General features: G+C 56.2%; 20 protein-coding genes. 4 read left to right on the forward strand and 16 right to left on the reverse strand.

The window, feature by feature from the left end:
• Positions 1–318 precede the first annotated feature (318 nt).
• The 4 genes from hemG to pepQ are packed head-to-tail and all read right to left on the reverse strand — an operon-like array spanning position 319 to position 4,310.
• Complete coding sequence (hemG, locus tag FFS28_RS20325; RefSeq protein ID WP_137903820.1) at positions 319–864, reverse strand: menaquinone-dependent protoporphyrinogen IX dehydrogenase; 546 nt, start codon at positions 862–864, stop codon at positions 319–321.
• 10 nt (positions 865–874) lie between these two features.
• Positions 875–2,326: a Trk system potassium transporter TrkH gene (trkH, locus tag FFS28_RS20330; protein ID WP_006179290.1), complete on the reverse strand. Its 1,452-nt coding sequence runs from the start codon at positions 2,324–2,326 to the stop codon at positions 875–877.
• A 38-nt stretch (positions 2,327–2,364) separates the two neighbouring features.
• A complete protein-coding gene (locus tag FFS28_RS20335; protein ID WP_137903821.1) occupies positions 2,365–2,979 on the reverse strand; it encodes an IMPACT family protein in 615 nt (204 codons plus the stop codon).
• A complete protein-coding gene (gene pepQ, locus FFS28_RS20340) occupies positions 2,979–4,310 on the reverse strand; it encodes a Xaa-Pro dipeptidase (RefSeq protein ID WP_042322756.1) in 1,332 nt (443 codons plus the stop codon). The genes FFS28_RS20335 and pepQ overlap by 1 nt, the downstream gene beginning before the upstream one ends.
• A gap of 190 nt (positions 4,311–4,500) precedes the next feature.
• Between pepQ and fadB the strand changes: the two genes are divergently transcribed.
• Entirely contained in the window at positions 4,501–6,690 is a 2,190-nt protein-coding gene (gene fadB, locus FFS28_RS20345; protein WP_137903822.1) for a fatty acid oxidation complex subunit alpha FadB, read from the forward strand.
• 9 nt (positions 6,691–6,699) lie between these two features.
• Entirely contained in the window at positions 6,700–7,863 is a 1,164-nt protein-coding gene (fadA, locus tag FFS28_RS20350; RefSeq protein ID WP_006179285.1) for an acetyl-CoA C-acyltransferase FadA, read from the forward strand.
• A 183-nt stretch (positions 7,864–8,046) separates the two neighbouring features.
• On the opposite strand, the gene fre is transcribed toward fadA, so the two are convergent.
• Both fre and ubiD read right to left on the reverse strand, forming a co-directional pair.
• Positions 8,047–8,748: an NAD(P)H-flavin reductase gene (gene fre, locus FFS28_RS20355; protein ID WP_058610818.1), complete on the reverse strand. Its 702-nt coding sequence runs from the start codon at positions 8,746–8,748 to the stop codon at positions 8,047–8,049.
• Positions 8,749–8,778: 30 nt separating this feature from the next.
• Positions 8,779–10,284 (reverse strand): 4-hydroxy-3-polyprenylbenzoate decarboxylase, encoded by a 1,506-nt coding sequence (ubiD, locus tag FFS28_RS20360; RefSeq protein WP_137903823.1) that lies wholly within the window; start codon positions 10,282–10,284, stop codon positions 8,779–8,781.
• A gap of 170 nt (positions 10,285–10,454) precedes the next feature.
• Here ubiD and rfaH point away from each other — a divergent pair, with 170 nt between their 5' ends.
• Positions 10,455–10,946 carry a transcription/translation regulatory transformer protein RfaH gene (gene rfaH / locus FFS28_RS20365; protein ID WP_006179282.1) on the forward strand — a complete coding sequence of 164 codons (492 nt, stop codon included), beginning with the start codon at positions 10,455–10,457 and terminating at the stop codon, positions 10,944–10,946.
• On the opposite strand, the gene tatD is transcribed toward rfaH, so the two are convergent.
• The 9 genes from tatD to udp all read right to left on the reverse strand — a co-directional run bounded on the left by tatD (position 10,943) and on the right by udp (position 18,853).
• On the reverse strand, positions 10,943–11,725 hold the full coding sequence (tatD, locus tag FFS28_RS20370) for a 3'-5' ssDNA/RNA exonuclease TatD (protein WP_137903824.1): 783 nt from the start codon (positions 11,723–11,725) through the stop codon (positions 10,943–10,945). The genes rfaH and tatD overlap by 4 nt on opposite strands.
• A 41-nt stretch (positions 11,726–11,766) precedes the next feature.
• Complete coding sequence (tatC, locus tag FFS28_RS20375; protein ID WP_006179280.1) at positions 11,767–12,537, reverse strand: Sec-independent protein translocase subunit TatC; 771 nt, start codon at positions 12,535–12,537, stop codon at positions 11,767–11,769.
• A gap of 2 nt (positions 12,538–12,539) precedes the next feature.
• Positions 12,540–13,082 carry a Sec-independent protein translocase protein TatB gene (gene tatB / locus FFS28_RS20380; RefSeq protein ID WP_006179279.1) on the reverse strand — a complete coding sequence of 181 codons (543 nt, stop codon included), beginning with the start codon at positions 13,080–13,082 and terminating at the stop codon, positions 12,540–12,542.
• Between the two features lie 3 nt (positions 13,083–13,085).
• Entirely contained in the window at positions 13,086–13,340 is a 255-nt protein-coding gene (gene tatA, locus FFS28_RS20385) for a Sec-independent protein translocase subunit TatA (RefSeq protein ID WP_006179278.1), read from the reverse strand.
• A gap of 76 nt (positions 13,341–13,416) precedes the next feature.
• Positions 13,417–15,057: a ubiquinone biosynthesis regulatory protein kinase UbiB gene (ubiB, locus tag FFS28_RS20390; RefSeq protein WP_137903825.1), complete on the reverse strand. Its 1,641-nt coding sequence runs from the start codon at positions 15,055–15,057 to the stop codon at positions 13,417–13,419.
• Positions 15,054–15,659: a ubiquinone biosynthesis protein UbiJ gene (gene ubiJ / locus FFS28_RS20395; protein ID WP_058610821.1), complete on the reverse strand. Its 606-nt coding sequence runs from the start codon at positions 15,657–15,659 to the stop codon at positions 15,054–15,056. Before ubiJ ends, ubiB begins: the two co-directional genes overlap by 4 nt.
• A 13-nt stretch (positions 15,660–15,672) precedes the next feature.
• Complete coding sequence (ubiE, locus tag FFS28_RS20400; RefSeq protein ID WP_006179275.1) at positions 15,673–16,428, reverse strand: bifunctional demethylmenaquinone methyltransferase/2-methoxy-6-polyprenyl-1,4-benzoquinol methylase UbiE; 756 nt, start codon at positions 16,426–16,428, stop codon at positions 15,673–15,675.
• Between the two features lie 66 nt (positions 16,429–16,494).
• Complete coding sequence (rmuC, locus tag FFS28_RS20405) at positions 16,495–17,952, reverse strand: DNA recombination protein RmuC (protein ID WP_058610822.1); 1,458 nt, start codon at positions 17,950–17,952, stop codon at positions 16,495–16,497.
• Positions 17,953–18,091: 139 nt separating this feature from the next.
• Positions 18,092–18,853 (reverse strand): uridine phosphorylase, encoded by a 762-nt coding sequence (gene udp / locus FFS28_RS20410; RefSeq protein ID WP_006179273.1) that lies wholly within the window; start codon positions 18,851–18,853, stop codon positions 18,092–18,094.
• 255 nt (positions 18,854–19,108) lie between these two features.
• Between udp and FFS28_RS20415 the strand changes: the two genes are divergently transcribed.
• Positions 19,109–19,915, forward strand: a complete 807-nt coding sequence (locus FFS28_RS20415) for a dienelactone hydrolase family protein (protein ID WP_137903826.1) — start codon at positions 19,109–19,111, stop codon at positions 19,913–19,915.
• Positions 19,916–19,976: 61 nt separating this feature from the next.
• Here the strand turns inward: FFS28_RS20415 and metE are convergent, their stop codons facing one another.
• Complete coding sequence (gene metE / locus FFS28_RS20420; RefSeq protein ID WP_137903827.1) at positions 19,977–22,238, reverse strand: 5-methyltetrahydropteroyltriglutamate--homocysteine S-methyltransferase; 2,262 nt, start codon at positions 22,236–22,238, stop codon at positions 19,977–19,979.
• Positions 22,239–22,296: the final 58 nt, after the last annotated feature.

Below are 22,296 nucleotides of genomic sequence, written 5' to 3' on the forward strand. Positions count from 1 at the left end.
TTACGTATGTTCACTCAGAGACTTGGTATTCATTTTTCGTCTTGCGACGTTAAGAATCCATGTCACTTTGAGTGCCCACACAGATTGTCTGATAAATTGTTAAAGAGCAGTGCCGCTTCGCTTTTCTCAGCGGCGCGGGGTGTGCATATTACGCTTTCCCGCCTCAGAGTCAAGCTTTAATTTCGCTTTTCTCTGCTGACCCGGCGGCGTGTGTGCCGTTGTTCCGTGTCAGTGGAGGCGCATTATAGGGAGTTATTCTGAAGTGACAAGCATAAAATACAAAAAAATTGTCGTTCGCTCACTTTTCAAACTTCACGCTTAATTTACCCGCGAATCGCTTGTTAACTGTGCGATTTCCCGGGCAAAACCGGCCACCTGCAGCCAGTCGGTATATACCACTTCTTTACGCGTATCGGTTTCACCGCCGGTCATTTTCATAATCAGGCGGATCATCATCCGGTCATACCAGCGATAATGCGGGTAGCGCAGCGCCCCGGCGAAGACAGCGCACAGATCGGGTTGCCATGGCGAGTTCAGCAAAAACTTACGCGTATAGCTGTTTGTCTGCGGCGTACGCTTTTCAGCTTTACGGGCGACCAGGTTGACCGAATAGAACGCGCCAGGCAGCCGACTGAGCGCAGCCAGGTGTTTCTTCACGAAACGGTCCAGTGCAGGATGGAAATGACCATAACGAATAGACGCGCCAATCACTACGCGATCGTAATCCTGCCAGGCAATCTGTTCGGCACGGTTCAGGTTCACCACGTCCGAGTAAATGCCCTGCTCTTTTAATTCAGAAGCAAGATAAGAGGCAATCTCACGCGTTTGCCCGTCTCGCGTTGAGAAAAGAATAAGTGTTTTCACCGACGACTCCTTACTCGCGCCAGAATGTTGGGGTAAACAGAACCAGCAGCGTAAAGACCTCAAGACGACCAAACAGCATGTTGGCAATCAAGATCCACTTCGCGACCGGGTTCATGCTGGCAAAGTTATCCGCCACCACGCCCAGCCCAGGCCCAAGGTTATTAAGCGTAGCCACAACAGAAGCAAACGCCGAGAAATCATCAACGCCGGTAGCAATAATAGCCAGCATACTGACGATAAAGACCAGCGCATAGGCGGAGAAGAACCCCCACACGGCTTCGAGAATACGTTCAGGCAGTGCGCGGTTTCCCAGCTTGATACTGTAGACCGCGTTCGGGTGGACCAGACGTTTCAGCTCACGGTTTCCCTGCTTGAATAACAGCAGAATTCGAATCACCTTCAGCCCCCCGCCCGTTGACCCGGCACAGCCCCCAATAAACGCGGAGCAAAGCAGCAGGACCGGCAGGAACAACGGCCAGCGCGCAATGCTGTCCGTTGTAAAACCGGCGGTCGTCGCCATCGACACCACCTGGAAGAACGCCTGGTTTAGCGTTGTGACCGCCGAGGTATAAACGTCGTGGAACCACAGGACCAGGGTACAGATAATGACCAGCGTTAACTGCACGCCAATAAACATGCGGAACTCCGGGTCACGCCAGTACACTTTCAGGCTACGCCCGCTCAGTAAAGAGAAGTGCAGGCCATAGTTACAGCCGGAGATCAGTAAAAAGATGGCAATAATGGTGTTAATCGTTGGGCTGTCAAAGTAGCCCACGCTGGCGTCGTGCGTTGAAAATCCGCCGATAGCGATGGTCGCAAAGCTGTGTCCGATGGCATCAAATGCGGGCATACCGGCAAACCACAGCGCCAGCGCACAGGCCACCGTCAGCAAAACGTAGATAAGCCACAGGGTTTTCGCCGTCTCGGCAATACGTGGCCGCATTTTGTTATCTTTTAGCGGGCCTGGCATTTCAGCACGATAGAGCTGCATCCCGCCGACGCCCAGAATAGGCAAAATAGCTACCGCCAGGACGATGATCCCCATACCGCCGAACCACTGGAGCATCTGACGATAAAAGAGGATTGCGTGGGGTAACGAATCCAGCCCTACCAGCGTGGTCGCCCCGGTAGTCGTTAAGCCGGAGAAGGATTCAAAAAAGGCATCCGTGATGCTCAGGTTGGGCTGTTCAGAGAAGATAAAGGGCAGCGAACCGACGCTGCCCAGCACCGTCCAGAACAGCACGACAATCAGGAACCCCTCGCGCGATTTCAGTTCCCCTTTTTCACGGCGGTTTGGCCACCATAGCAGCGAACCGATCGCCAGCGCAACAAAGAAGGTCTGGGTAAACGCGCGACCCGCACCGTCTCTGTAAAGAAGCGCCACCAGTCCAGGGAGGATCATCGTCCCGGAAAAGAGTATGACCAGCAGTCCAACGATTCGGGTAATGGCACGAAAATGCATCTCTGCCGCTTCCTTTGGTATTAAAAGTAAGGTGGGGATTATTCTTCAATCGGCAGCAATTGCAACGCGCCGCGACTAAAATCAGCGAGTTTCGCTGAAAAAGCAGCCAGTTCCGCCTGTGGAAGCGCCACACGCAGTTGCACCATCGCCTGGTAAGCGCTGTGGACTATCGCACCGTTAAACTGCCTGAGCAGCGCGTCAATGCCCGACAGCTGGGCGTAGTCACATAACAGAGTATATTCGGTCAGTGGCGTTTTGCGGGTGGTTATCAGCAGATTCAGCGCCTGCTGGACGCCGCCACCGTAGGCTTTCACCAGCCCACCCGTGCCTAATAAAATCCCGCCGTAGTAGCGAACCACCACGGCGGTGATCTCGCCCACGCCGCTGCCCATCAGCTGCGAGAGCATGGGCTTACCGGCCGTACCCGCCGGTTCACCGTCGTCTGAAAACCCCAGCTGCTGCGAGTCGTTTGGCGGCCCCGCTACCCACGCCACGCAGTGGTGACGTGCGTCAGGATGCTGCGCGCGAACGGACTCGACAAACGCCTTGGCCGCCTCCACGCCCTCGGTATGGGCAAGCAGCGTGATAAAACGGCTTTTCTTGATTTCCTCAACACAGGTGACCGGTTCAGCCGGTATCAGCCAGCTTTCCATCAGGCCAGCTTCAGATCTCGCGTCATGTTCTCGGTACCGTTTTCGTGGATGACCACGTTGTCTTCGATACGGATACCGCCAAACGGTTTAAGCGCCTCAATTTTTTCCCAGTTGAAGTGCTTGCTGAACTGCCCTTCGCGCCACGGTGCCAGCAGGGATTCGATAAAGTAGATCCCCGGCTCAATGGTCAGCACCATGCGTGGCTCAAGAATGCGGGTGCAACGCAGGAAAGGATATTTTGACGGTGCGGCCAGATGCGTGCCGGTATCATCCTGCATAAAGCCCGCGACATCATGAACCTGCAGACCCAGCGGGTGACCAATACCGTGCGGCATGAATGGCCCGGTCAGATCGTTCTCGACCATCGCCTCTTCGCTCATGTCTTTTACAATCTGATGCTTACGCAGCAGTTTGGCGATGCGCTGATGGAACTGGATGTGGTAATCCACGTAGCTGGTGCCCGCTTTCATGGTGCTGATAAGCGCCAGCTGTTCATCGTTAACGTCTTTAATGAGGTGCGCAAAGTCCGTATCCGCATTCGCCGCCCAGGTACGGGTCAGGTCAGCCGCGTAGCCGTTGTACTCCGCGCCCGCATCCAGCAGGAAGCTGCGCATCTCAGACGGTACATGGTGATCCAGTTTGGTGTAGTGCAGTACAGAGGCATGCTCGTTCAGCGCCACAATGTTGCTGTAAGGGACATCGGTATCACGATGACCGGTGGCGGTCAGGTAGGCCTGGTTGATATCGAACTCGCTCATGCCGGACAGGAAGGCTTCATGCGCCGCACGGTGGCCGGTAACGGCCGTTTTTTGCGCCTGGCGCATGCAGTACAGTTCGTAATCGGTTTTATAAGCGCGGTTATAGTGCAGGTAATCCAGCACCCCTTTCGGGTTGAGTTTATCTGCCGGAATATCCAGACCCAGCGCGCGCTCCGCAACAGGGCCGATATAGGCGATATTGCCGCGCGCAGCGGGCAACTGGCTGCCAATGCCGTCGGCTTTCGGCAGCGCAATCACATCAATTTCTTCCGTCCAAAAGGACGTCGGCAGCGGTTCAACGTTGTGCCAGTAGTCCACCGGCAGGTAGAACCACAGTTTCGGCTTGTTCACGCCATCCACCAGCAGCCAGCAGTTGGGAACCTGTGTTACTGGCACCCAGGCTTTAAACTGCGGATTAACTTTGAAGGGATAAGCATGATCGTCGAGAAACGTGTTCATCAGCTCACCGGAGTGAATCAGCAGCGCGTCCAGCTTAAAGCGCGCCAGCACATCGCGGGTACGTTCCTGTAGGGTAACGATATGATTTTTATAAAGCGAAGCCAGTGAGTCCATCATTCTTCCTTTCGTTTTATTGACCTCAAGTCATCGCATCTTAGCACACCTCTCCCTCACTGCGTGATTTCCACCGACCGTGATCAATGCAGCAATTTCTTAATGAGTAATTTGCATTTTATTAACATAAATCCCACACTCCGTCTCATCTGGTACGACCAGATCCACATGCTGGATTCAGGAGACTGACATGCTCTACAAAGGCGACACCCTGTACCTCAACTGGCTGGAAGATGGCATTGCCGAACTGGTGTTCGATGCCCCCGGCTCAGTCAACAAGCTCGATACCGCGACGGTGGCCAGCCTTGGCCAGGCGCTGGACGTGCTTGAAAAACAACCTGATTTAAAAGGGCTGCTGCTGCGCTCAAATAAAGCGGCCTTTATTGTCGGTGCGGATATCACCGAATTCCTCTCGCTGTTCCTCGTTCCGGAAGAACAGCTGAGCCAGTGGCTGCACTTTGCCAACAGCGTCTTTAATCGTCTGGAAGATTTACCGGTTCCGACGATCTCCGCCGTTAACGGCTATGCGCTGGGCGGCGGCTGCGAGTGCGTGCTGGCCACCGATTATCGTCTGGCCACGCCAGACCTGCGCATCGGCTTACCGGAAACCAAACTGGGCATCATGCCGGGCTTTGGCGGTTCCGTGCGTATGCCACGCATGCTCGGTGCCGACAGCGCGCTGGAGATCATTGCCGCCGGTAAAGACGTTGGCGCGGAGCAGGCGCTGAAAATCGGCCTGGTGGACGGCGTCGTTAAGCAGGAAAAACTGATTGAGGGTTCTGTTGCGATTCTGCGTCAGGCAATCAATGGCGATCTCGACTGGAAAGCCAAACGCCAGCCGAAGCTCGAGCCGTTAAAGCTCAGCAAAATTGAAGCGACCATGAGCTTCACCATCGCCAAAGGCATGGTGATGCAAACGGCGGGTAAACACTATCCGGCGCCGATCACCGCGGTGAAAACCATCGAGGCGGCAACCCGCCTGGGACGTGATGAAGCCCTGAAGCTTGAAAACCAAAGCTTTGTCCCGCTGGCGCACACTAATGAGGCCCGCGCATTGGTTGGCATTTTCCTGAACGATCAGTTCGTGAAGGGTAAAGCCAAACAGTTGACCAAACACGTTGAGACGCCAAAACACGCGGCGGTGCTCGGCGCAGGCATTATGGGCGGCGGTATTGCTTATCAGTCGGCATGGAAAGGTGTGCCGGTGGTGATGAAGGATATCAGCGATAAATCCCTTACGCTGGGCATGACCGAAGCGGCCAAACTGCTCAACAAACAGCTGGAGCGCGGCAAGATTGACGGCCTGAAGCTGTCCAGCGTGATCTCCACGATCCAGCCCACGCTGGAATACAGCGGTTTCGATCGCGTGGACGTGGTAGTGGAAGCGGTCGTTGAGAATCCGAAGGTCAAAAAAGCGGTACTGGCCGAGACCGAAGATAAGGTTCGCCCGGACACCGTTCTGGCCTCGAACACCTCCACCATTCCGATTAGCGAACTGGCAAGCGTATTAAAGCGCCCGGAAAACTTCTGCGGCATGCACTTCTTCAACCCGGTGCACCGTATGCCGCTGGTCGAAGTGATCCGCGGTGAAAAAACCTCTGACGAGACCATCGCCAAAGTGGTGGCGTGGGCCAGCAAAATGGGCAAAACGCCGATCGTGGTGAATGATTGTCCGGGCTTCTTCGTCAACCGCGTGCTGTTCCCGTACTTCGCCGGCTTCAGCCAGCTGCTGCGCGACGGCGCAGACTTCCGCAAAGTCGATAAAGTGATGGAAAAACAATTCGGCTGGCCAATGGGCCCGGCATACCTGCTGGACGTGGTCGGGATTGATACCGCACATCACGCGCAGGCGGTGATGGCGGCGGGCTTCCCGCAGCGTATGCAGAAAGATTACCGCGACGCGATTGACGCGCTGTTTGACGCCAACCGTTTTGGTCAGAAAAACGGCCTGGGCTTCTGGCGCTATAAAGAAGACAGCAAGGGCAAGCCGAAGAAAGAAGAAGATCCGGCAGTGGATGGCCTGTTGTCCGACGTCAGTCAGCCAAAACGCGACTTTACCGACGAGGAAATCATTGCCCGGATGATGATTCCGATGATTAACGAAGTGGTGCGTTGCCTGGAAGAAGGCATTATCGCCAGCCCGGCCGAAGCGGATATGGCACTGGTCTATGGCCTTGGCTTCCCACCGTTCCACGGCGGCGCGTTCCGCTGGCTGGACACGCTCGGCAGCGCAAAATATCTCGATATGGCGCAGCAGTACCAGCACCTCGGCCCGCTCTATGACGTGCCGGAAGGTCTGCGTAACAAAGCGCACCATAACGAACCCTACTATCCCGCAGTTGAGCCCGCCCGTCCGGTTGGCGAGCTGAAAACGGCTTAAGGAGTCACAATGGAAAAGGTTGTCATTGTTGATGCAATTCGTACCCCGATGGGCCGTTCCAAGGGCGGAGCCTTTCGCAACGTACGCGCGGAAGACCTCTCCGCACACCTGATGCGCAGCCTGCTGGCGCGCAACCCGGCGCTGGATCCTGCTGCGCTGGACGATATCTACTGGGGCTGCGTGCAGCAAACGCTGGAGCAGGGCTTCAATATCGCCCGTAACGCGTCGCTGCTGGCGGAGATCCCGCATTCGGTTCCGGCCGTCACCGTCAACCGCCTGTGCGGCTCGTCAATGCAGGCGCTGCACGACGCGGCCCGCATGATCATGACCGGTGATGCGCAGGCGTGCCTGGTCGGCGGCGTGGAACATATGGGCCACGTACCCATGAGCCACGGTGTCGATTTCCATCCGGGCATGAGCCGCAACGTCGCGAAAGCCGCAGGTATGATGGGGCTGACAGCCGAGATGCTCTCACGCCTGCACGGTATCAGCCGTGAAATGCAGGATGCCTTTGCCGCGCGCTCTCACGCCCGTGCCTGGGCCGCCACGCAGTCCGGCGCGTTTAAGAACGAGATCATTCCCACTGGCGGTCATGATGCCGACGGCGTGCTGAAGCAGTTTACCTGGGACGAAGTGATCCGCCCGGAGACGACCGTCGAAGGACTCTCCACGCTGCGTCCGGCCTTTGATCCGGTCACCGGCACGGTGACCGCAGGCACCTCGTCTGCGCTTTCCGACGGTGCAGCCGCGATGCTGGTGATGAGCGAAAGCCGCGCCCGCGAGCTGGGCCTGACGCCACGCGCCCGAGTGCGTTCGATGGCGGTTGTCGGCTGCGACCCGTCGATTATGGGTTACGGCCCGGTTCCGGCCTCAACGCTGGCGCTGAAAAAAGCCGGTTTAACCGCCAGCGATATCGATCTCTTTGAGATGAACGAAGCCTTCGCCGCGCAGATCCTGCCGTGCATTAAAGATCTGGGGCTGATGGAGCAGATCGACGAGAAAATTAACCTCAACGGCGGGGCGATCGCCCTTGGTCACCCGCTGGGCTGTTCCGGCGCGCGTATCAGCACCACGCTGATTAACCTGATGGAACGCAAAGATGCCCAGTTTGGCCTGGCAACAATGTGTATCGGGCTGGGTCAGGGTATCGCGACGGTATTTGAAAGAGTGTAAATCAGGAAAAGTATCTCAAAGCCAATGGCGTCAGAACAAGGCGGCAAGCGAGCGAATCCCGATGAGCTTACTCAAGTAAGTGATTCGGGTGAACGAGCGCAGCCAACGCAGTTATGGCGTCATTGGCGAAGAGAGACAGTTTAGTTGCCGTTCTTCCCGCCTGTCAGGGGCGGGTTTTTTTATTTAAATGAACGCAAACGCATCGCCGAAGAGACGGTCCTCACGCGCATCGCGTTCATTGCAGAACAGGTCACGGGCAATTTTCGCCATTTCGAAACGGCCGGCAATATAGATATCGTGCCCCGCCAGCGTACCGTAATCCTGCAGTACCGCCGTTAACACCGTCCCGTTGCGTCCACGCCAGCCCTCTTCCGGCTGCTCAACAACCGGCTCAATGCGCAGGTTCGGATGGGTTACGCTCAGCGCTTCCAGTTCAGACAGATCGTACAGATGCTTCTCTTCACGGCCTCCCCAGTAAATCGTAATATCACGATTCGGGTTGCGCGCCAGCGCGGTCAGCAGAATCGAACGCACGTAGGAGAAGCCGGTGCCACCGGCAATCAGGATCAGGGGACGCTCTTCGTCATCACGCAACCAGGCTTCACCGTGTGGAATATCCACGACGATTTCACGCTCCTTCAGAATGCGATCCATCACCGCCATCGCATACAGGTTAAGCTCTGACGCACCGATATGCAGCTCAATAAATTCCTGCTCAGCAGGCGTTGAAGCCATCGAGAAAGGACGCTTATCGCGCTCATCCATCACAACCATTAAGTACTGACCAGCGCGGAAAGAGAATGGCGCTTCAGGCGTTAAACGGACGCGATATACGGTGTCGGTAATGGCATCTACCGAAGTCACTTTACAGCTTAAGGTTGTCATTCGCTCTCTCTGTCGGGAAGTCTATAGGGCTTAACGGTCAGATTCAGTTTTACCGTTACTCATTATGGCCAGCTCGTCCCAGATCGCGTCAATGCGCGCGGTCACGGCAGGATCTTTTTCGATCGGGCGACCCCATTCACGGTCGGTTTCGCCAGGCCATTTATTCGTGGCATCCAGTCCCATCTTTGAGCCAAGGCCGGAAACCGGCGAGGCAAAATCCAGATAATCAATCGGTGTGTTTTCCACCAGCACCGTGTCGCGCGCCGGATCCATACGCGTGGTAATGGCCCAGATAACGTCATTCCAGTCGCGGGCATTGACGTCATCATCGCAGACAATCACAAATTTGGTATACATAAACTGGCGCAGGAAAGACCATACGCCCATCATCACGCGTTTAGCATGACCGGCATACTGCTTTTTGATGGTCACAACGGCCAGGCGGTATGAGCACCCTTCCGGCGGCAGATAGAAATCAACGATTTCCGGGAACTGCTTTTGCAGGATCGGCACAAACACTTCGTTCAGCGCCACGCCCAGCACAGCCGGTTCATCCGGTGGACGGCCGGTGTAGGTCGAGTGGTAAATCGGATCGTCACGCTGGGTAATGTGCGTTACGGTAAACACCGGGAAGTTATCCACTTCGTTGTAATAGCCCGTGTGGTCGCCGTACGGCCCTTCCGGTGCCAGCTCGCCCTGCTCAATGTAACCTTCGAGGACAATCTCAGCGCTGGCCGGCACTTCCAGGTCATTAGAGATGCACTTCACCACTTCGGTTTTCGTGCCGCGCAAAAGTCCCGCAAAGGCGTATTCGGAGAGCGTATCCGGCACGGGTGTGACCGCCCCAAGGATCGTCGCCGGGTCAGCACCCAGCGCGACAGAAACAGGGAAACGCTCGCCGGGATGCGCTGCACACCACTCCTGGAAGTCCAGTGCGCCACCGCGATGGGACAACCAGCGCATGATGAGTTTGTTTTTTCCAATCCGCTGCTGGCGATAAATGCCGAGATTCTGGCGCTCTTTGTGCGGGCCGCGCGTTACGGTCAGGCCCCAGGTAATGAGCGGTGCGGCATCTTCGGGCCAGCACTGCATAATCGGGATTTTTGTCAGATCGACCGCGTCGCCTTCCAGCACTTTCTGCTGGCACGGCGCACCGCGCAGGCGTTTGGTTGGCATGTTCAACACCTGCTTAAACTGCGGCAGTTTGTCGAATAAATCGCGGAAGCCTTTTGGTGGTTCAGGCTCTTTCAGAAAGGCCAGCAGTTTGCCCACTTCACGCAGCGCCGTGACATCCTCTTGCCCCATCCCCATCGCCACGCGACGCGGTGTGCCGAACAGGTTGCACAGCACCGGCATGGCATAGCCTTTTGGATTTTCAAACAACAAAGCGGGACCACCGGCACGCAGGGTGCGGTCGGCAATTTCTGTCATTTCCAGAAAGGGATCGACAGGAAGCGTAATGCGTTTGAGTTCGCCCTGCTTTTCCAGCAGTGCCAGGAAGTCGCGTAGATCGTGGTATTTCATGCAGTTAGTCATGGCCTCTCTGTAAGCGCTTCATTATACGGCGTAAGCCTGCGTGATGCTGTAATTTTGTTAAATTGGGGTGAATTTCTGCGACTTACTTCCTTTCCGGCCATTATAATCACCTTAGCGATCCCACCTGGATTTTGGTATGCTTGCGCCCCGAATAAAGGGAAAGAGTGATTATGCAGGCCTGGTATTTACTGTATTGCAAACGCGGGCAACTTCAACGCGCGCAGGAACATCTGGAACGTCAGTCTGTGAACTGCCTGACGCCCGTGATCACGCTTGAAAAAATGCAGCGTGGCAAACGCGCCCTCGTCAGCGAACCTTTGTTCCCAAACTACCTGTTCGTCGAATTCGACCCGGAAGTCATCCACACCACGACCATCAGCGCCACGCGCGGCGTCAGCCACTTTGTGCGTTTTGGTGCCAGCCCCGCGACGGTCCCCTCAACGGTTATCCATCAGCTATCGGTCTATCAGCAACCGGAAGGAATAACCGACCCGGAAACGCCCTATGCGGGCGATAGCGTGGTGATCACCGAAGGCGCGTTTGAGGGCCTTCAGGCCATCTTCTCTGAGCCGGACGGGGAAGCCCGCTCCATGCTGCTGCTAAACCTGCTGAATAAACAGGTGCTGCAAAGCGTCAAAAACACTGACTTTCGAAAAGTTTAAAACGTTACCCCAAACAGGCGGCGAACGTTGTCATCCGTTTGCGCTGACAGCCACTGCGGATCGTCCCCGCGCCAGTGCGCCACGCGTTCAACGATATGCCCCAGCCAGGCCGGTTCGTTACGCCGAGATGCCGGTTTGGGCTTTATATCGCGCGGCAGTAAATAGGGCGCATCCGTTTCAACCAACAGGCGGTCAGCCGGAATAATGGGCAGTAAGTCACGCAGTTCAAGCCCACGACGCTCATCGCAAACCCAGCCGGTTATCCCCAAATACAGCCCACGCTGCAGGCACTCAAGTGCCTCCTGTCGCGATCCGGTAAAACAGTGCAACACGGCCCCAGGCAGCTTATCAAGCCACGGTTCCAGCAGCGTGAGGAAACGTTCGTGGGCGTCGCGGCAATGCATAAAGACCGGCATTTCCAGCTCGGCTGCCAGAGCAAGCTGGGCGGTAAAGGCCCGTTCCTGCTCATCAGGCGTTGAAAAGTTGCGATTAAAATCGAGACCGCACTCACCGATGGCGACCACCTCAGGCGTCATCGCCAACTGACGGAGCGTTTCAGCGCTGCGATCCGTCCAGTGACTGCTGTCGTGAGGGTGTACCCCTGCCGTTGACCAGCAATGGTCATAACGTTGCGCCAGCTGCTGCGCCTGCTCGCTCTCATGCAGGTTGGTTCCCGTCAGCAACAGGCCTTTTACCCCTGCGGCAAACGCGCGCGCGACGACGTCGTCGACATCTTTGGCAAACTGCGGGCTGGTGAGATTGAGTCCAATATCAAACATGCGCTTCCCCATATGACAACCGCCCTGACGGGCGGCTGGTTTTATTCTTCTGTGGTCTGTTCAGACTCGTCGTCTTCTTCATTCTGCCGACGTCCTTTACCCACATAGAAGCGCGAGAAGAACACCCCGACTTCAAACAGGCAGTACATCGGTATAGCCAACAGCGTTTGGGAAAAAACGTCCGGCGGCGTCAGCAGCATGCCCACAACAAATGCCCCGACCAGGATATACGGGCGCTTTTTACGCAGATCTTCAGGCGTGGTGACGCCCACCCAGCAGAGCAGCACAATGGCTACCGGCACTTCAAACGCCACGCCAAACGCCATGAACAGCGCCATAACGAAGCTGAGGTAGCTGGCAATGTCCGTCGACACCTGAACACCCACCGGCGCGGTATGCGTCAGGAAGCCAAAGGCCAGCGGGAAGACCACGAAATAGGCGAACGCCATGCCGATATAGAACAGCAGGGAACTGGACACCAGCAGCGGGATCACCAGCTTGCGTTCGTGTCTGTACAGCGCAGGCGCTACAAACGCCCAGACCTGATACAGAATGACCGGCGCAGAGGCAATCAGCGACACCCAGAATGTCAGCTTAATCGGGGTAAAGAACGGTGACGCAACGTCCGTTGCGATCATCGTTGCACCCAGCGGCATTTGCTTAATCAGCGGCGCGGAGACCACCTGATAGATGTCATTAGCAAAATAGACCAGGCACAGGAAAATGAGGAAAACCGCAATAATGCAGTTTAACAGGCGCTTACGCAGCTCAATCAGGTGCGCAATGAGCGGTTGAGTATCATCTACTGCCATGTTTACGCTTTATCACTCGACGAAGGGGATGATTCGGAAACGGGGGCAGCGGGCTTTGCTTCAGCCGCTTTTACCACGGGCTCTTCCGGCTGCACCGGTTTTTTCACTTCGGATTCCTGCGGCGTCTGCTCAGGCGCAGCGGCCTGATGCTCAGCGCTTGATGGCGTTACGCCCTCACGCTGTTCTTCGCTGCCTTTCACCACCGGGTTATGGATGGTGTTAGCTTCATCGCTCGCCTTTTCAGGATCGTTAATGCTGTAAGACCGCTTCATGGATTCCGCCGCTTCGCGCAGTTCGTCCATCGAGGCTTTCAGCTCCGGCGTCAGGTTGTCCATGCTCGCCTTCTCAACCTTTTTCAGGCTGTCCTGAAATTCCTGAAGCTTAAGCTCCTGTGCCAGCTCGTTTTGTACTGTCGTAGCCAGCGATCGCAGCGCACGTACCCAACCCGCAACGGTTTTTACCGCGACGGGTAAACGTTGCGGCCCCAGTACAATCAGGCCAATCACGAAGACCAGCAGTAACTCACCAAAACCAATATCGAACACGAATTACACCTGCTCTTTATCGTGGCGTTTAGCGTCTTCCTTTTTGGCTTCATCTTGCTTATCAGCGATGGTTTTAGCAGTGAAGTCCGCATCCTGGCTGGCTTTGTCCTGCTTACTTTCATCATCGCCCATGGCTTTCTTAAAGCCTTTGATAGATGCACCCAGATCGGAACCGATAGAACCGAGTTTCTTCGTACCAAACAGCAGTACGACGATGACGGCAATGATTAACAATTGCCAGATACTGATACCACCCATACGTGTTCCCCAGTGATAGATGATTAATTAACCAGATCGCATTATACGTATGCAACCTGTCGATAGCGATGCCAATTCAGCGCGTTTTTCTCCAGCCAGCGAGCCAGACCACGACGCCCGCGGCCATCAGCCAGGCGGGCATCATCTCCCAGTCCGGACGATTGATCAGCAGCAGCGTGCCGCTTAGCAGCAGTGTCGCCCCTATCCCAAAGAGATAACGTGACTGACCCTGACGTGCACGACTGGTTTTAAGCTCGTGGGCGATTGTATCCATGCTGTGCTGAAGGTTCTTGCTCTGACGCAAACTGTCGTAAACCAGTTCAGGAATTTCAGGCATTTTTTCAATCCAGAACGGTCCTTTCTCTTTTAAGGAGCGAACCAGCGCCGGAATACCGACCTGATCTTTAATCCACGATTCAAGGAAAGGCTTCGCCGTTTTCCACAAGTCTAACTGAGGATAGAGCTGGCGGCCTACGCCCTCAACGTAAAGTAGTGTTTTCTGAAGTAAAACTAATTGAGGCTGCACTTCCATGTTGAAGCGACGCGCAGTATTAAATAGATTGAGTAAAACGTGGCCGAAAGAGATCTCCGACAGCGGTTTTTCAAAAATCGGTTCACAGACCGTACGGATCGCAAACTCAAATTCTTCGACGTTGGTATCCGGCGGAACCCAGCCGGAATCGACGTGCAGTTCAGCCACCTTGCGGTAATCGCGATTAAAGAACGCGATAAAGTTCTCTGCGAGGTAGCGTTTATCTTCTTTGTTCAGCGAGCCGACAATACCGCAGTCGATACCGATGTATTTCGGGTTTTCAGGGTGTTCGTAGCTGACAAAAATGTTGCCCGGGTGCATATCCGCATGGAAGAAGCTGTCGCGGAAGACCTGAGTAAAGAAGACCTGAACCCCGCGCTCGGCCAGCAGCTTCATGTTGGTTCCCTGCTTTTCCAGCGCAGCCACATCGGAAACAGGAATGCCGTAAATGCGCTCCATCACCATCATGCCTTCGCTGCAATAGTCTGAGTAGACCTCCGGCACGTAGAGCATCGGGCTGCCTTCAAAGTTGCGGCGCAGCTGAATGGCGTTCGCGGATTCACGCAGCAGATTGAGTTCATCAATCAACGTTTTTTCATACTCACGCACCACTTCCAGCGGACGTAGACGACGTCCGTCAGGCAGCAGACGCGGTACCCAGCGCGCAAGGCGATAGATAAGCTTCATATCGGCTCTGATAATCGGCAGGATATCAGGGCGGATAACCTTGATTACCACCTCTTTGCCGTTCTCTTTCAGGCGCGCGGTATGCACCTGAGCGATAGAGGCCGAGGCAAGCGGCTGAATGTCAAAATCATCAAACCAGGTTTCAACAGGAATGTTGCCCATCGCCTGTTCAATCTGCTTTTTGGCCCGTGCGCCGTCAAACGGCGCAACGCGATCCTGCAGGAGCGCAAGCTGATCGGCAATTTGTGGCGGGAAGAGATCGCGACGGGTCGAGAGCATCTGCCCGAACTTAATCCAGACCGGGCCAAGCTCCTGTAACGCCAGACGCAGGCGTTCACCTAACTCCTGGTCTTTATGGCGATTGGGCATCCAGAACAACGTTCGCCGCCAGAGACGAAGCGGCAGCGTGATACGCATTTTGGGGATAAGCTCGTCGAGCCCGTAACTCAAAAATGTCTGAACGATAAAGTAGAGGCGCCGAATTTCACCAGGCGTCATTTGCCCTCCAGTTTTTCCAGCCGTTTGGTTAATGCATCAACCGCACGTTCTACGGCCGCCGTCTCTTCTGCAAACCATGCCACTTCCAGCGGTCCCGGTGCCATTCGCCACTCTTCGGTTAACACTTCCGCTGCATAGCGCTGCTGTCGTTGCAGCGTTTTACGCAGGATCGCCGTTCCGCCCTGAATAGCTTTGCCGATCCCTTCGGCTGCAATGTCGCCGATATACGGCGCGAGCAACTCTGCCGGGTCAAACTCGGCGAGATCGCTGAGCGCAACGAAGTTCTGCACAACCTGGATGTCACCTTCAACCTCCAGCTCACCGCTGCGGATCAGCGCCGTGAGCTGCTGACGATCGCGCAGTTTTGGCAGCACGCTCATGTGCGTGATGACGGCGCAATCAGCCTCGCCTTCCCACTCACCCAGAACGTCAAGCTGGCGTTCGCTGAATACCAGCACAAGCGGGGTCGAGAACTCTTTTAACGCAATGCGCAGAACCTTGCCGTTCAACCGCTGGCGCGCAGCTTTCAGTGCAGGCGCACGGTACAGAAAGGCGTTCAGTACATTCTCAATGCCTGCAGTGACTAAGGGTTTAAAGGGCACAGAAGACCTCCACTCAGAACTTGTAACCGCGATGCAGCGCGACGACGCCCGCCGTCATGTTGAAGTACTCTACGTTTTCGAGACCTGCATCCTGCATCATCGCCTTCAGGGTGTCCTGATCGGGGTGCATACGAATAGATTCCGCAAGGTAGCGGTAGCTCTCTGCATCGTTTGCCACCAGCTCACCAATGCGTGGCAGAACGTGGAAGGAGTAGGCGTCGTAAGCTTTGCTCAGCGGATCGATAATCGGTTTGGAGAACTCCAGCACCAGCAGGCGTCCGCCCGGCTTCAGCACGCGGTACATAGAGCGCAGCGCTTTGTCTTTATCGGTGACGTTACGCAGGCCAAACGAGATAGTGATACAGTCAAAGGTGTTGTCCGGGAACGGCAGCGCTTCGGCATTTGCCTGCACGTATTCGACGTTGCCGACAACCCCGATGTTACGCAGCTTCTCGCGCCCCATTTTCAACATGGAGTCGTTGATATCTGCCAGCACAACGCGACCGGTTTCACCCACCAGACGGGAGAATTTAGCCGTTAAATCGCCCGTACCACCTGCCAAATCCAGTACAGTCTGACCACGACGCACGCCGCTACAGTCGATGGTGAAGCGCTTCCACAAGCGATGAATACCGAATGACATCAAGTCATTCATCACATCGTACTTCGCCGCCACGGAATGAAATACGTGGGCCACCATGTCAGCTTTCTGCGCTTTGGCGACAGTCTGAAAGCCAAAGTGCGTTGTGTCTTGTGAATCGTCAACCATCTCAGAGCCTGCTAATCAGTAAAATGTTTGTGAAGTGTAACAGATTGGGCGCATTTGCCCTACGATTCAACCACCGTGATAGAAACGCGTCGGCTGCTCATCTGCGGATAATCCCGCCGCTAAATCATTGTCTTCGCTGGATGTCTTTTGTTCACCAGCCCCTTCACGCAGGCGAAATTCTTCGTCCTGCGCCGTGGCTTGTTCAACCAGTTCCGGATTAATCTCGCGCTTCACTTCCACCCCCATGCTGCGGAACGCCTCCGCCTGAGCCAGAAGATTGCCGCGACCGGAGGCGAGTTTTTTCATCGCCTGGCGGTAATTATCCTGGGCGCGATCCAGGCTTTGCCCTACGGAGGACATGTCGTCTACAAACAGGCGCATTTTGTCGTACAGCTTGCTGGCACGGTCGGCGATCTGCTGCGCATTGCGGCTCTGGTGCTCGTAGCGCCACAGGTTAGCAATGGTGCGCAAGGCCACCAGCAGCGTGGTAGGGCTGACCAGCATAATGTTATTTTTCAGCGCTTCCGTTATCAGTTCGGGCTGTCTGTCGAGCGCCAGCAGAAACGCGGGTTCGACCGGGATAAACATGAGCACGTAGTCCAGCGAACGCAGCCCCGGCAGTTGCTGGTAGTCTTTGCGGCCCAGCAGACGAATGTGGTTACGCACCGACGCGATATGCTCCTGCAGCGCCGATTCGCGGGTGTAGTCATCGTCCGCGTTGAAGTAGCGTTCATATGCTACCAGCGTCATTTTGGCATCAATCACCACGTCCTTGCCCTGCGGCAGGCGGACAATCACATCCGGCTGCATGCGCGAGCGGGCATCGTTTTCAATGCTGACCTGCGTCTCGTATTCATGCCCTTCCCGCAGGCCAGAGGCTTCCAGCACGCGGGTTAGCACCACTTCGCCCCAGTTGCCCTGCGCTTTGTTATCGCCTTTCAGCGCGCGCGTCAGGTTGATGGCTTCCTGCGCCATCTGGGCATTCAGCTGCTGGAGGTTACGAATTTCATGGGCCAGGGTGTGGCGCTCTCGCGCCTCCATGCCAAAGCTGTCCTGCACCTGGCGGCGAAAGCCATCAAGCTGTTCGCGCAGGGGCGTCAGCAGGCTGTTCAGGCTTTGGCGGTTTTGTTCATCAACGCGGCGGTTGCTGTGCTCGAAAATGCGGTTCGCGAGGTTCTCAAACTGCTCGCTCAGGCGTTGTTCGCTGTTGATCATCTGGCGGATTTTGTCTTCCGCGTGCAGTTGGGTAGATTCAAGGCGGGTAGTCACTTCGCGAAGATCGGCTTCCAGCGAGGTGTTGATATCACGCAGATTGCGCACTTCGTTATTAAGCAGCTCGCACTCGTCGCGCCAGTGACCACTTTGGGCAAGCTGTTGTTTTACCGCGCTTAGTTCGGCAACCATCTCTTCACGCTCTGCCAACTGGTCGGCCTTTTGCTGCGCGTGCTGGTAGCTGGCGATCAGCCAGCCTACTCCCACGCTCACCAGCGCAACCACTGCATAAATCAGGATAGAGATATCCACACTGCCCCCTGCATCAACGAATTTCCCGCATAAAATAGAATTGTGCTGTATAAACGTCCAGTTTGAAAGGGTTTTCCTGCGAGGCGCTACGCAAAAAGAAAAGGCCGAACGTGTCGGCCTTTTATCTCAGAAGAGAGGATTAGATCAGGCGGCGAGCCGCTTCAACCACGATTTTCACCGCATGACTTTCGGTCTGCTTCATGGTCTCAGCGTTCGGGATCTCCTGCTGGGTGCGGTTAACGATAACGCCCGCCACCATACCGGCGCGCAGGCCCTGGCTGGCACACATGGTCAGCAGGGTTGCAGACTCCATTTCGTAGTTCATCACGCCCATTGACTGCCACTCTTCCATGGAGCCTTTAAAGCGGCTGACCACGCGGCCAGAGAAGGTGTCGTAACGCTCCTGGCCCGGATAGAAGGTATCTGAAGAGGCGGTGACGCCCACGTGCGTGGTGGCACCAATGGATTTCGCCGCGTCCACCAGCGCAGTGGTACATTCAAAATCAGCGACGGCCGGGAATTCCATCGGCGCAAAGTGCAGGCTTGCACCATCCAGACGCACGGATGCGGTCGTGACCAGCACGTCACCCACGTTGATGTGTGGCTGAATGGCGCCCGTGGTACCGATACGCAGGAAAGTACGAATGCCCAGCTGAGCGAGTTCTTCAACAGCGATAGAGGTCGACGGGCCACCGATACCGGTAGAGCAGACGATGACCGCTTTGCCATCCAGCTCCGCGCGCCAGGTGGTAAATTCACGATGGGCTGCCAGCTTAACCGGCTTATCCATCAGCGCGGCGATCTTTTCCACACGCTCAGGATCGCCAGGGACGATAGCCAGCGTAGCCCCTTGTAAATCGTTTTTAGTGAGGCCGAGATGAAAAACATCAGACTTAGACATAGGTGACTCCTCTGTGGGTCGGTTAGTCAGAAGAAGTAAAAAGGTACTTTACAGAAGCAAAGCGCTGAATTTCGTGACACATCTCACCATGAATGAAAATGATTGCAGTTAATTTCCGTCAAATAGTGATTTACATCACATTAACAAGTTATATCGTGGGACACTGCACAAAAGATAGACCGTATCAGGCACTGTGGATTGTTAACCTGGTGTCTATATTTACCTTTGCGCTAACTCATTGGTACGGAGAATGCCATGACTGAAAAAACCGGCTTTGCACCTGCTGCGGCCCCTCATGCTTCCACCCTCGTCTCAACGCCTGAAGAGGCGATTACCGCTGGCGAAACCTCGATTCCCACGCAGGGAGAGAATATGCCTGCTTATCACGCGCGGCCAGAATCGGCGGAGGGTCCGCTGCCGATCGTGATTGTGGTTCAGGAGATTTTTGGCGTTCACGAGCACATTCGCGACCTCTGCCGCCGCCTGGCGCTGGAGGGTTATCTGGCCGTTGCGCCAGAACTCTATTTTCGCCAGGGCGATCCCAATGATTACAGCGATATCCCGACGCTGTTCAGTAATTTCGTCAGCAAAGTGCCGGATGCACAGGTGCTGGCCGACCTCGACCACGTCGCCAGCTGGGCGGCGCGCAACGGCGGCGATCCGCACCGTCTGATGGTCACCGGCTTCTGCTGGGGTGGGCGCATTAGCTGGCTGTATGCCGCACACAATCCGCAGCTTAAAGCCGCCGTGGCCTGGTACGGTAAACTGGTTGGGGAAAAAACGCTGAATTCGCCGAAGCACCCTGTTGATATCGCGACCGATCTCAACGCGCCTGTGTTGGGGCTGTACGGCGGTCAGGACACCGGTATTCCGCTGGATACGGTCGACACGATGCGCCATGCGCTTCGCGCGGCTAACGCAAAGGCGGAGATCGTGGTTTACCCGGATGCCGGACACGCCTTCAATGCCGATTATCGTCCGAGCTATCACGCGGAGTCTGCCAAAGATGGCTGGCAGAGAATGCTGGCATGGTTTAGCCAGTACGGCGGGAAGAAGGCGTAAAAGTCAAAAGCCCGGTGGCGGCGACGCCTTACCGGGCCTACATTTTGGGTTGGCGATTATATTACCCCTGACGCAAGTTCTGCGCCGCCTTCACCATGTTCGCCAGAGCGCTTCGGGTTTCCGGCCAGCCGCGGGTTTTCAGGCCGCAGTCCGGGTTCACCCACAGGCGCTCTGCCGGAATGCGCTGGGCGGCCTTCTTCAGCAGAGCCTCAATCCACTCCACGCTGGGCACGTTTGGCGAGTGAATGTCGTACACGCCCGGCCCGATTTCATTCGGGTAATCAAACTCCTCGAACGATTCCAGCAACTCCATGTCCGAGCGCGAGGTCTCGATGGTGATCACGTCGGCGTCCAGCGCGGCGATAGCGTCCATGATGTCGTTAAACTCGCAGTAACACATGTGGGTGTGGATCTGCGTGTCGTCCTTCGCCACGGCAGCGTTGATGCGAAATGCCTCCACGCCCCACTTCAGATAGGCGTCCCAGTCGCTGCGGCGCAGCGGCAGGCCTTCACGCAGCGCCGGTTCATCAATCTGGATGATGCCGATGCCCGCCGCCTCGAGGTCCGCCACTTCGTCACGCAGCGCCAGCGCGATTTGCTTCGCGATGGTTTCGCGGCTAACGTCTTCACGCGGGAAAGACCAGCAAAGAATGGTCACCGGGCCGGTCAGCATGCCTTTCACCGGCTTGTCGGTCAGCGACTGGGCAAACTTCGCCCACTCCACGGTGATCGCTTCCGGGCGGCTGATATCGCCGATCACCACCGGCGGTTTCACGCAGCGGGAGCCATAGCTCTGGACCCAGCCGTTCTGGGTAAAGACGAAGCCGTCGAGATGCTCGCCGAAGTACTCCACCATGTCGTTACGCTCGGCTTCGCCGTGAACCAGCACGTCCAGGCCGAGACGCTCCTGCTCGGTAATCGCCTGCCTGATGTGCTCAGCGATACCGGTGCGGTAGTGGCTGGCGTCCAGCTTGCCCTTTTTGAAGTCGAGACGCAGACCGCGGATTTCAGTCGTCTGCGGGAACGAGCCGATAGTGGTGGTTGGCCAGGCAGGCAGGTTAAAGCGGGCACGCTGGGCTTCAGCACGCACCTCATAGGCGCTCTGACGCTGGCTGTCCTGGGCGGTAATGGCCGCCAGGCGTTTCTCTACCGCCGGGTTGTGAACGCGGGATGAGTGACGACGCGCCTGAATCGGGGCGCTCCATTCGGCAATCGCCGCCGTGTCGCCGCTGTTAAGGGCGTCGCGCAGCAGGGCCAGCTCCTGGCATTTCTGCAGGGCAAAGGCAAACCAGCTTTTCACCTCCGCATCCAGACGGGTTTCAACGCTCAGGTCGATGGGGCTGTGCAACAGCGAGCAGGACGATGCGACCCACAGCTCACGTTTCCCGACAATGTCTTTAATTTGTGCATATTTCTCGGTCAGATCGGCGCGCCAGACGTTACGACCGTTGATCAGGCCTGCGGATAATAGCCACTCTTCCGGCAGGCGTTTGTGCAGCGCTGCCACATCGTCTTTGCCGTGGACCAGGTCAACGTGCAGGCCCTGCACCGGCAGCGCGGTAATGGTATTCAGGTTCGGCGTGACGCCTTCAAAATAGGTGGTCAGGAGCAGCTTCACCTGCCCGGTAAGCGCGGCATATGCCGGCTTGAAGGCATCCAGCCACGCCTGCGGCAGCTCCAGTACCAGCGCAGGCTCATCGATTTGTACCCACTGAATACCGCGCTTACCCAGCTCAATCAGCACCTGTTTGTAGACCGGCAGAATGTCGTTCAGCAGGCTCAGGCGGTCGAACGACTCGCCTTTTACCTTGCCCAGCCACAGGTACGTCACCGGCCCCAGCAGGACAGGTTTCACCTGATGCCCCAGCGCCAGCGCTTCGTCCACTTCATCCAGAAGCTGGGTCCAGGTCAGCCTGAACTGCTGACCTTTCACAAACTCAGGCACCATATAGTGATAGTTGGTGTTGAACCATTTGGTCATTTCCGCCGCTGCCGCTGGCTCACCCGTTGGCGCACGGCCACGGCCAATGCGGAACAGGGTGTCGATATCTACCGATCCATCGCTGTTCTGATGACGAGCCGGCACGTTGCCAATCAGCAGGCTGGTGGTCAGAACATGGTCGTACCAGGCGAAATCGCCCACGGGCAGCAGGTCAATGCCTGCGTCTTTCTGCTGGTCCCAGTGACGTGCGCGCAGCTCGCGGCCCGTTGCCAGCAATTCTTCACGGCTGAGGTTGCCCGCCCAGTAGCTTTCCTGCGCTTTTTTCAGCTCGCGACGCAGACCAACGCGAGGGAAACCGAGAGTGTGATTACGGATTGTCATGGTGTGCCCCTTGTGAAATTCGTTATTTAGACGTCCAGATGTTTACACATCTATAATT

Origin of the sequence: Enterobacter sp. 2VL (genome assembly GCF_005503595.1) — a bacterium.
Taxonomy (GTDB): Bacteria; Pseudomonadota; Gammaproteobacteria; order Enterobacterales; family Enterobacteriaceae; genus Enterobacter; species Enterobacter cancerogenus.

Coding starts and splice junctions, on each gene's coding strand:
- ubiE (WP_006179275.1), bottom strand. CDS start 16,428: ATGGTTGACGATTCACAAGACACAACGCACTTTGGCTTTCAGACTGTC.
- tatA (WP_006179278.1), bottom strand. CDS start 13,340: ATGGGTGGTATCAGTATCTGGCAATTGTTAATCATTGCCGTCATCGTC.
- fre (WP_058610818.1), bottom strand. CDS start 8,748: ATGACAACCTTAAGCTGTAAAGTGACTTCGGTAGATGCCATTACCGAC.
- ubiD (WP_137903823.1), bottom strand. CDS start 10,284: ATGACTAACTGCATGAAATACCACGATCTACGCGACTTCCTGGCACTG.
- pepQ (WP_042322756.1), bottom strand. CDS start 4,310: ATGGACTCACTGGCTTCGCTTTATAAAAATCATATCGTTACCCTACAG.
- fadA (WP_006179285.1), top strand. CDS start 6,700: ATGGAAAAGGTTGTCATTGTTGATGCAATTCGTACCCCGATGGGCCGT.
- fadB (WP_137903822.1), top strand. CDS start 4,501: ATGCTCTACAAAGGCGACACCCTGTACCTCAACTGGCTGGAAGATGGC.
- FFS28_RS20335 (WP_137903821.1), bottom strand. CDS start 2,979: ATGGAAAGCTGGCTGATACCGGCTGAACCGGTCACCTGTGTTGAGGAA.
- ubiB (WP_137903825.1), bottom strand. CDS start 15,057: ATGACGCCTGGTGAAATTCGGCGCCTCTACTTTATCGTTCAGACATTT.
- rfaH (WP_006179282.1), top strand. CDS start 10,455: ATGCAGGCCTGGTATTTACTGTATTGCAAACGCGGGCAACTTCAACGC.
- tatC (WP_006179280.1), bottom strand. CDS start 12,537: ATGGCAGTAGATGATACTCAACCGCTCATTGCGCACCTGATTGAGCTG.
- trkH (WP_006179290.1), bottom strand. CDS start 2,326: ATGCATTTTCGTGCCATTACCCGAATCGTTGGACTGCTGGTCATACTC.
- metE (WP_137903827.1), bottom strand. CDS start 22,238: ATGACAATCCGTAATCACACTCTCGGTTTCCCTCGCGTTGGTCTGCGT.
- tatD (WP_137903824.1), bottom strand. CDS start 11,725: ATGTTTGATATTGGACTCAATCTCACCAGCCCGCAGTTTGCCAAAGAT.
- FFS28_RS20415 (WP_137903826.1), top strand. CDS start 19,109: ATGACTGAAAAAACCGGCTTTGCACCTGCTGCGGCCCCTCATGCTTCC.
- udp (WP_006179273.1), bottom strand. CDS start 18,853: ATGTCTAAGTCTGATGTTTTTCATCTCGGCCTCACTAAAAACGATTTA.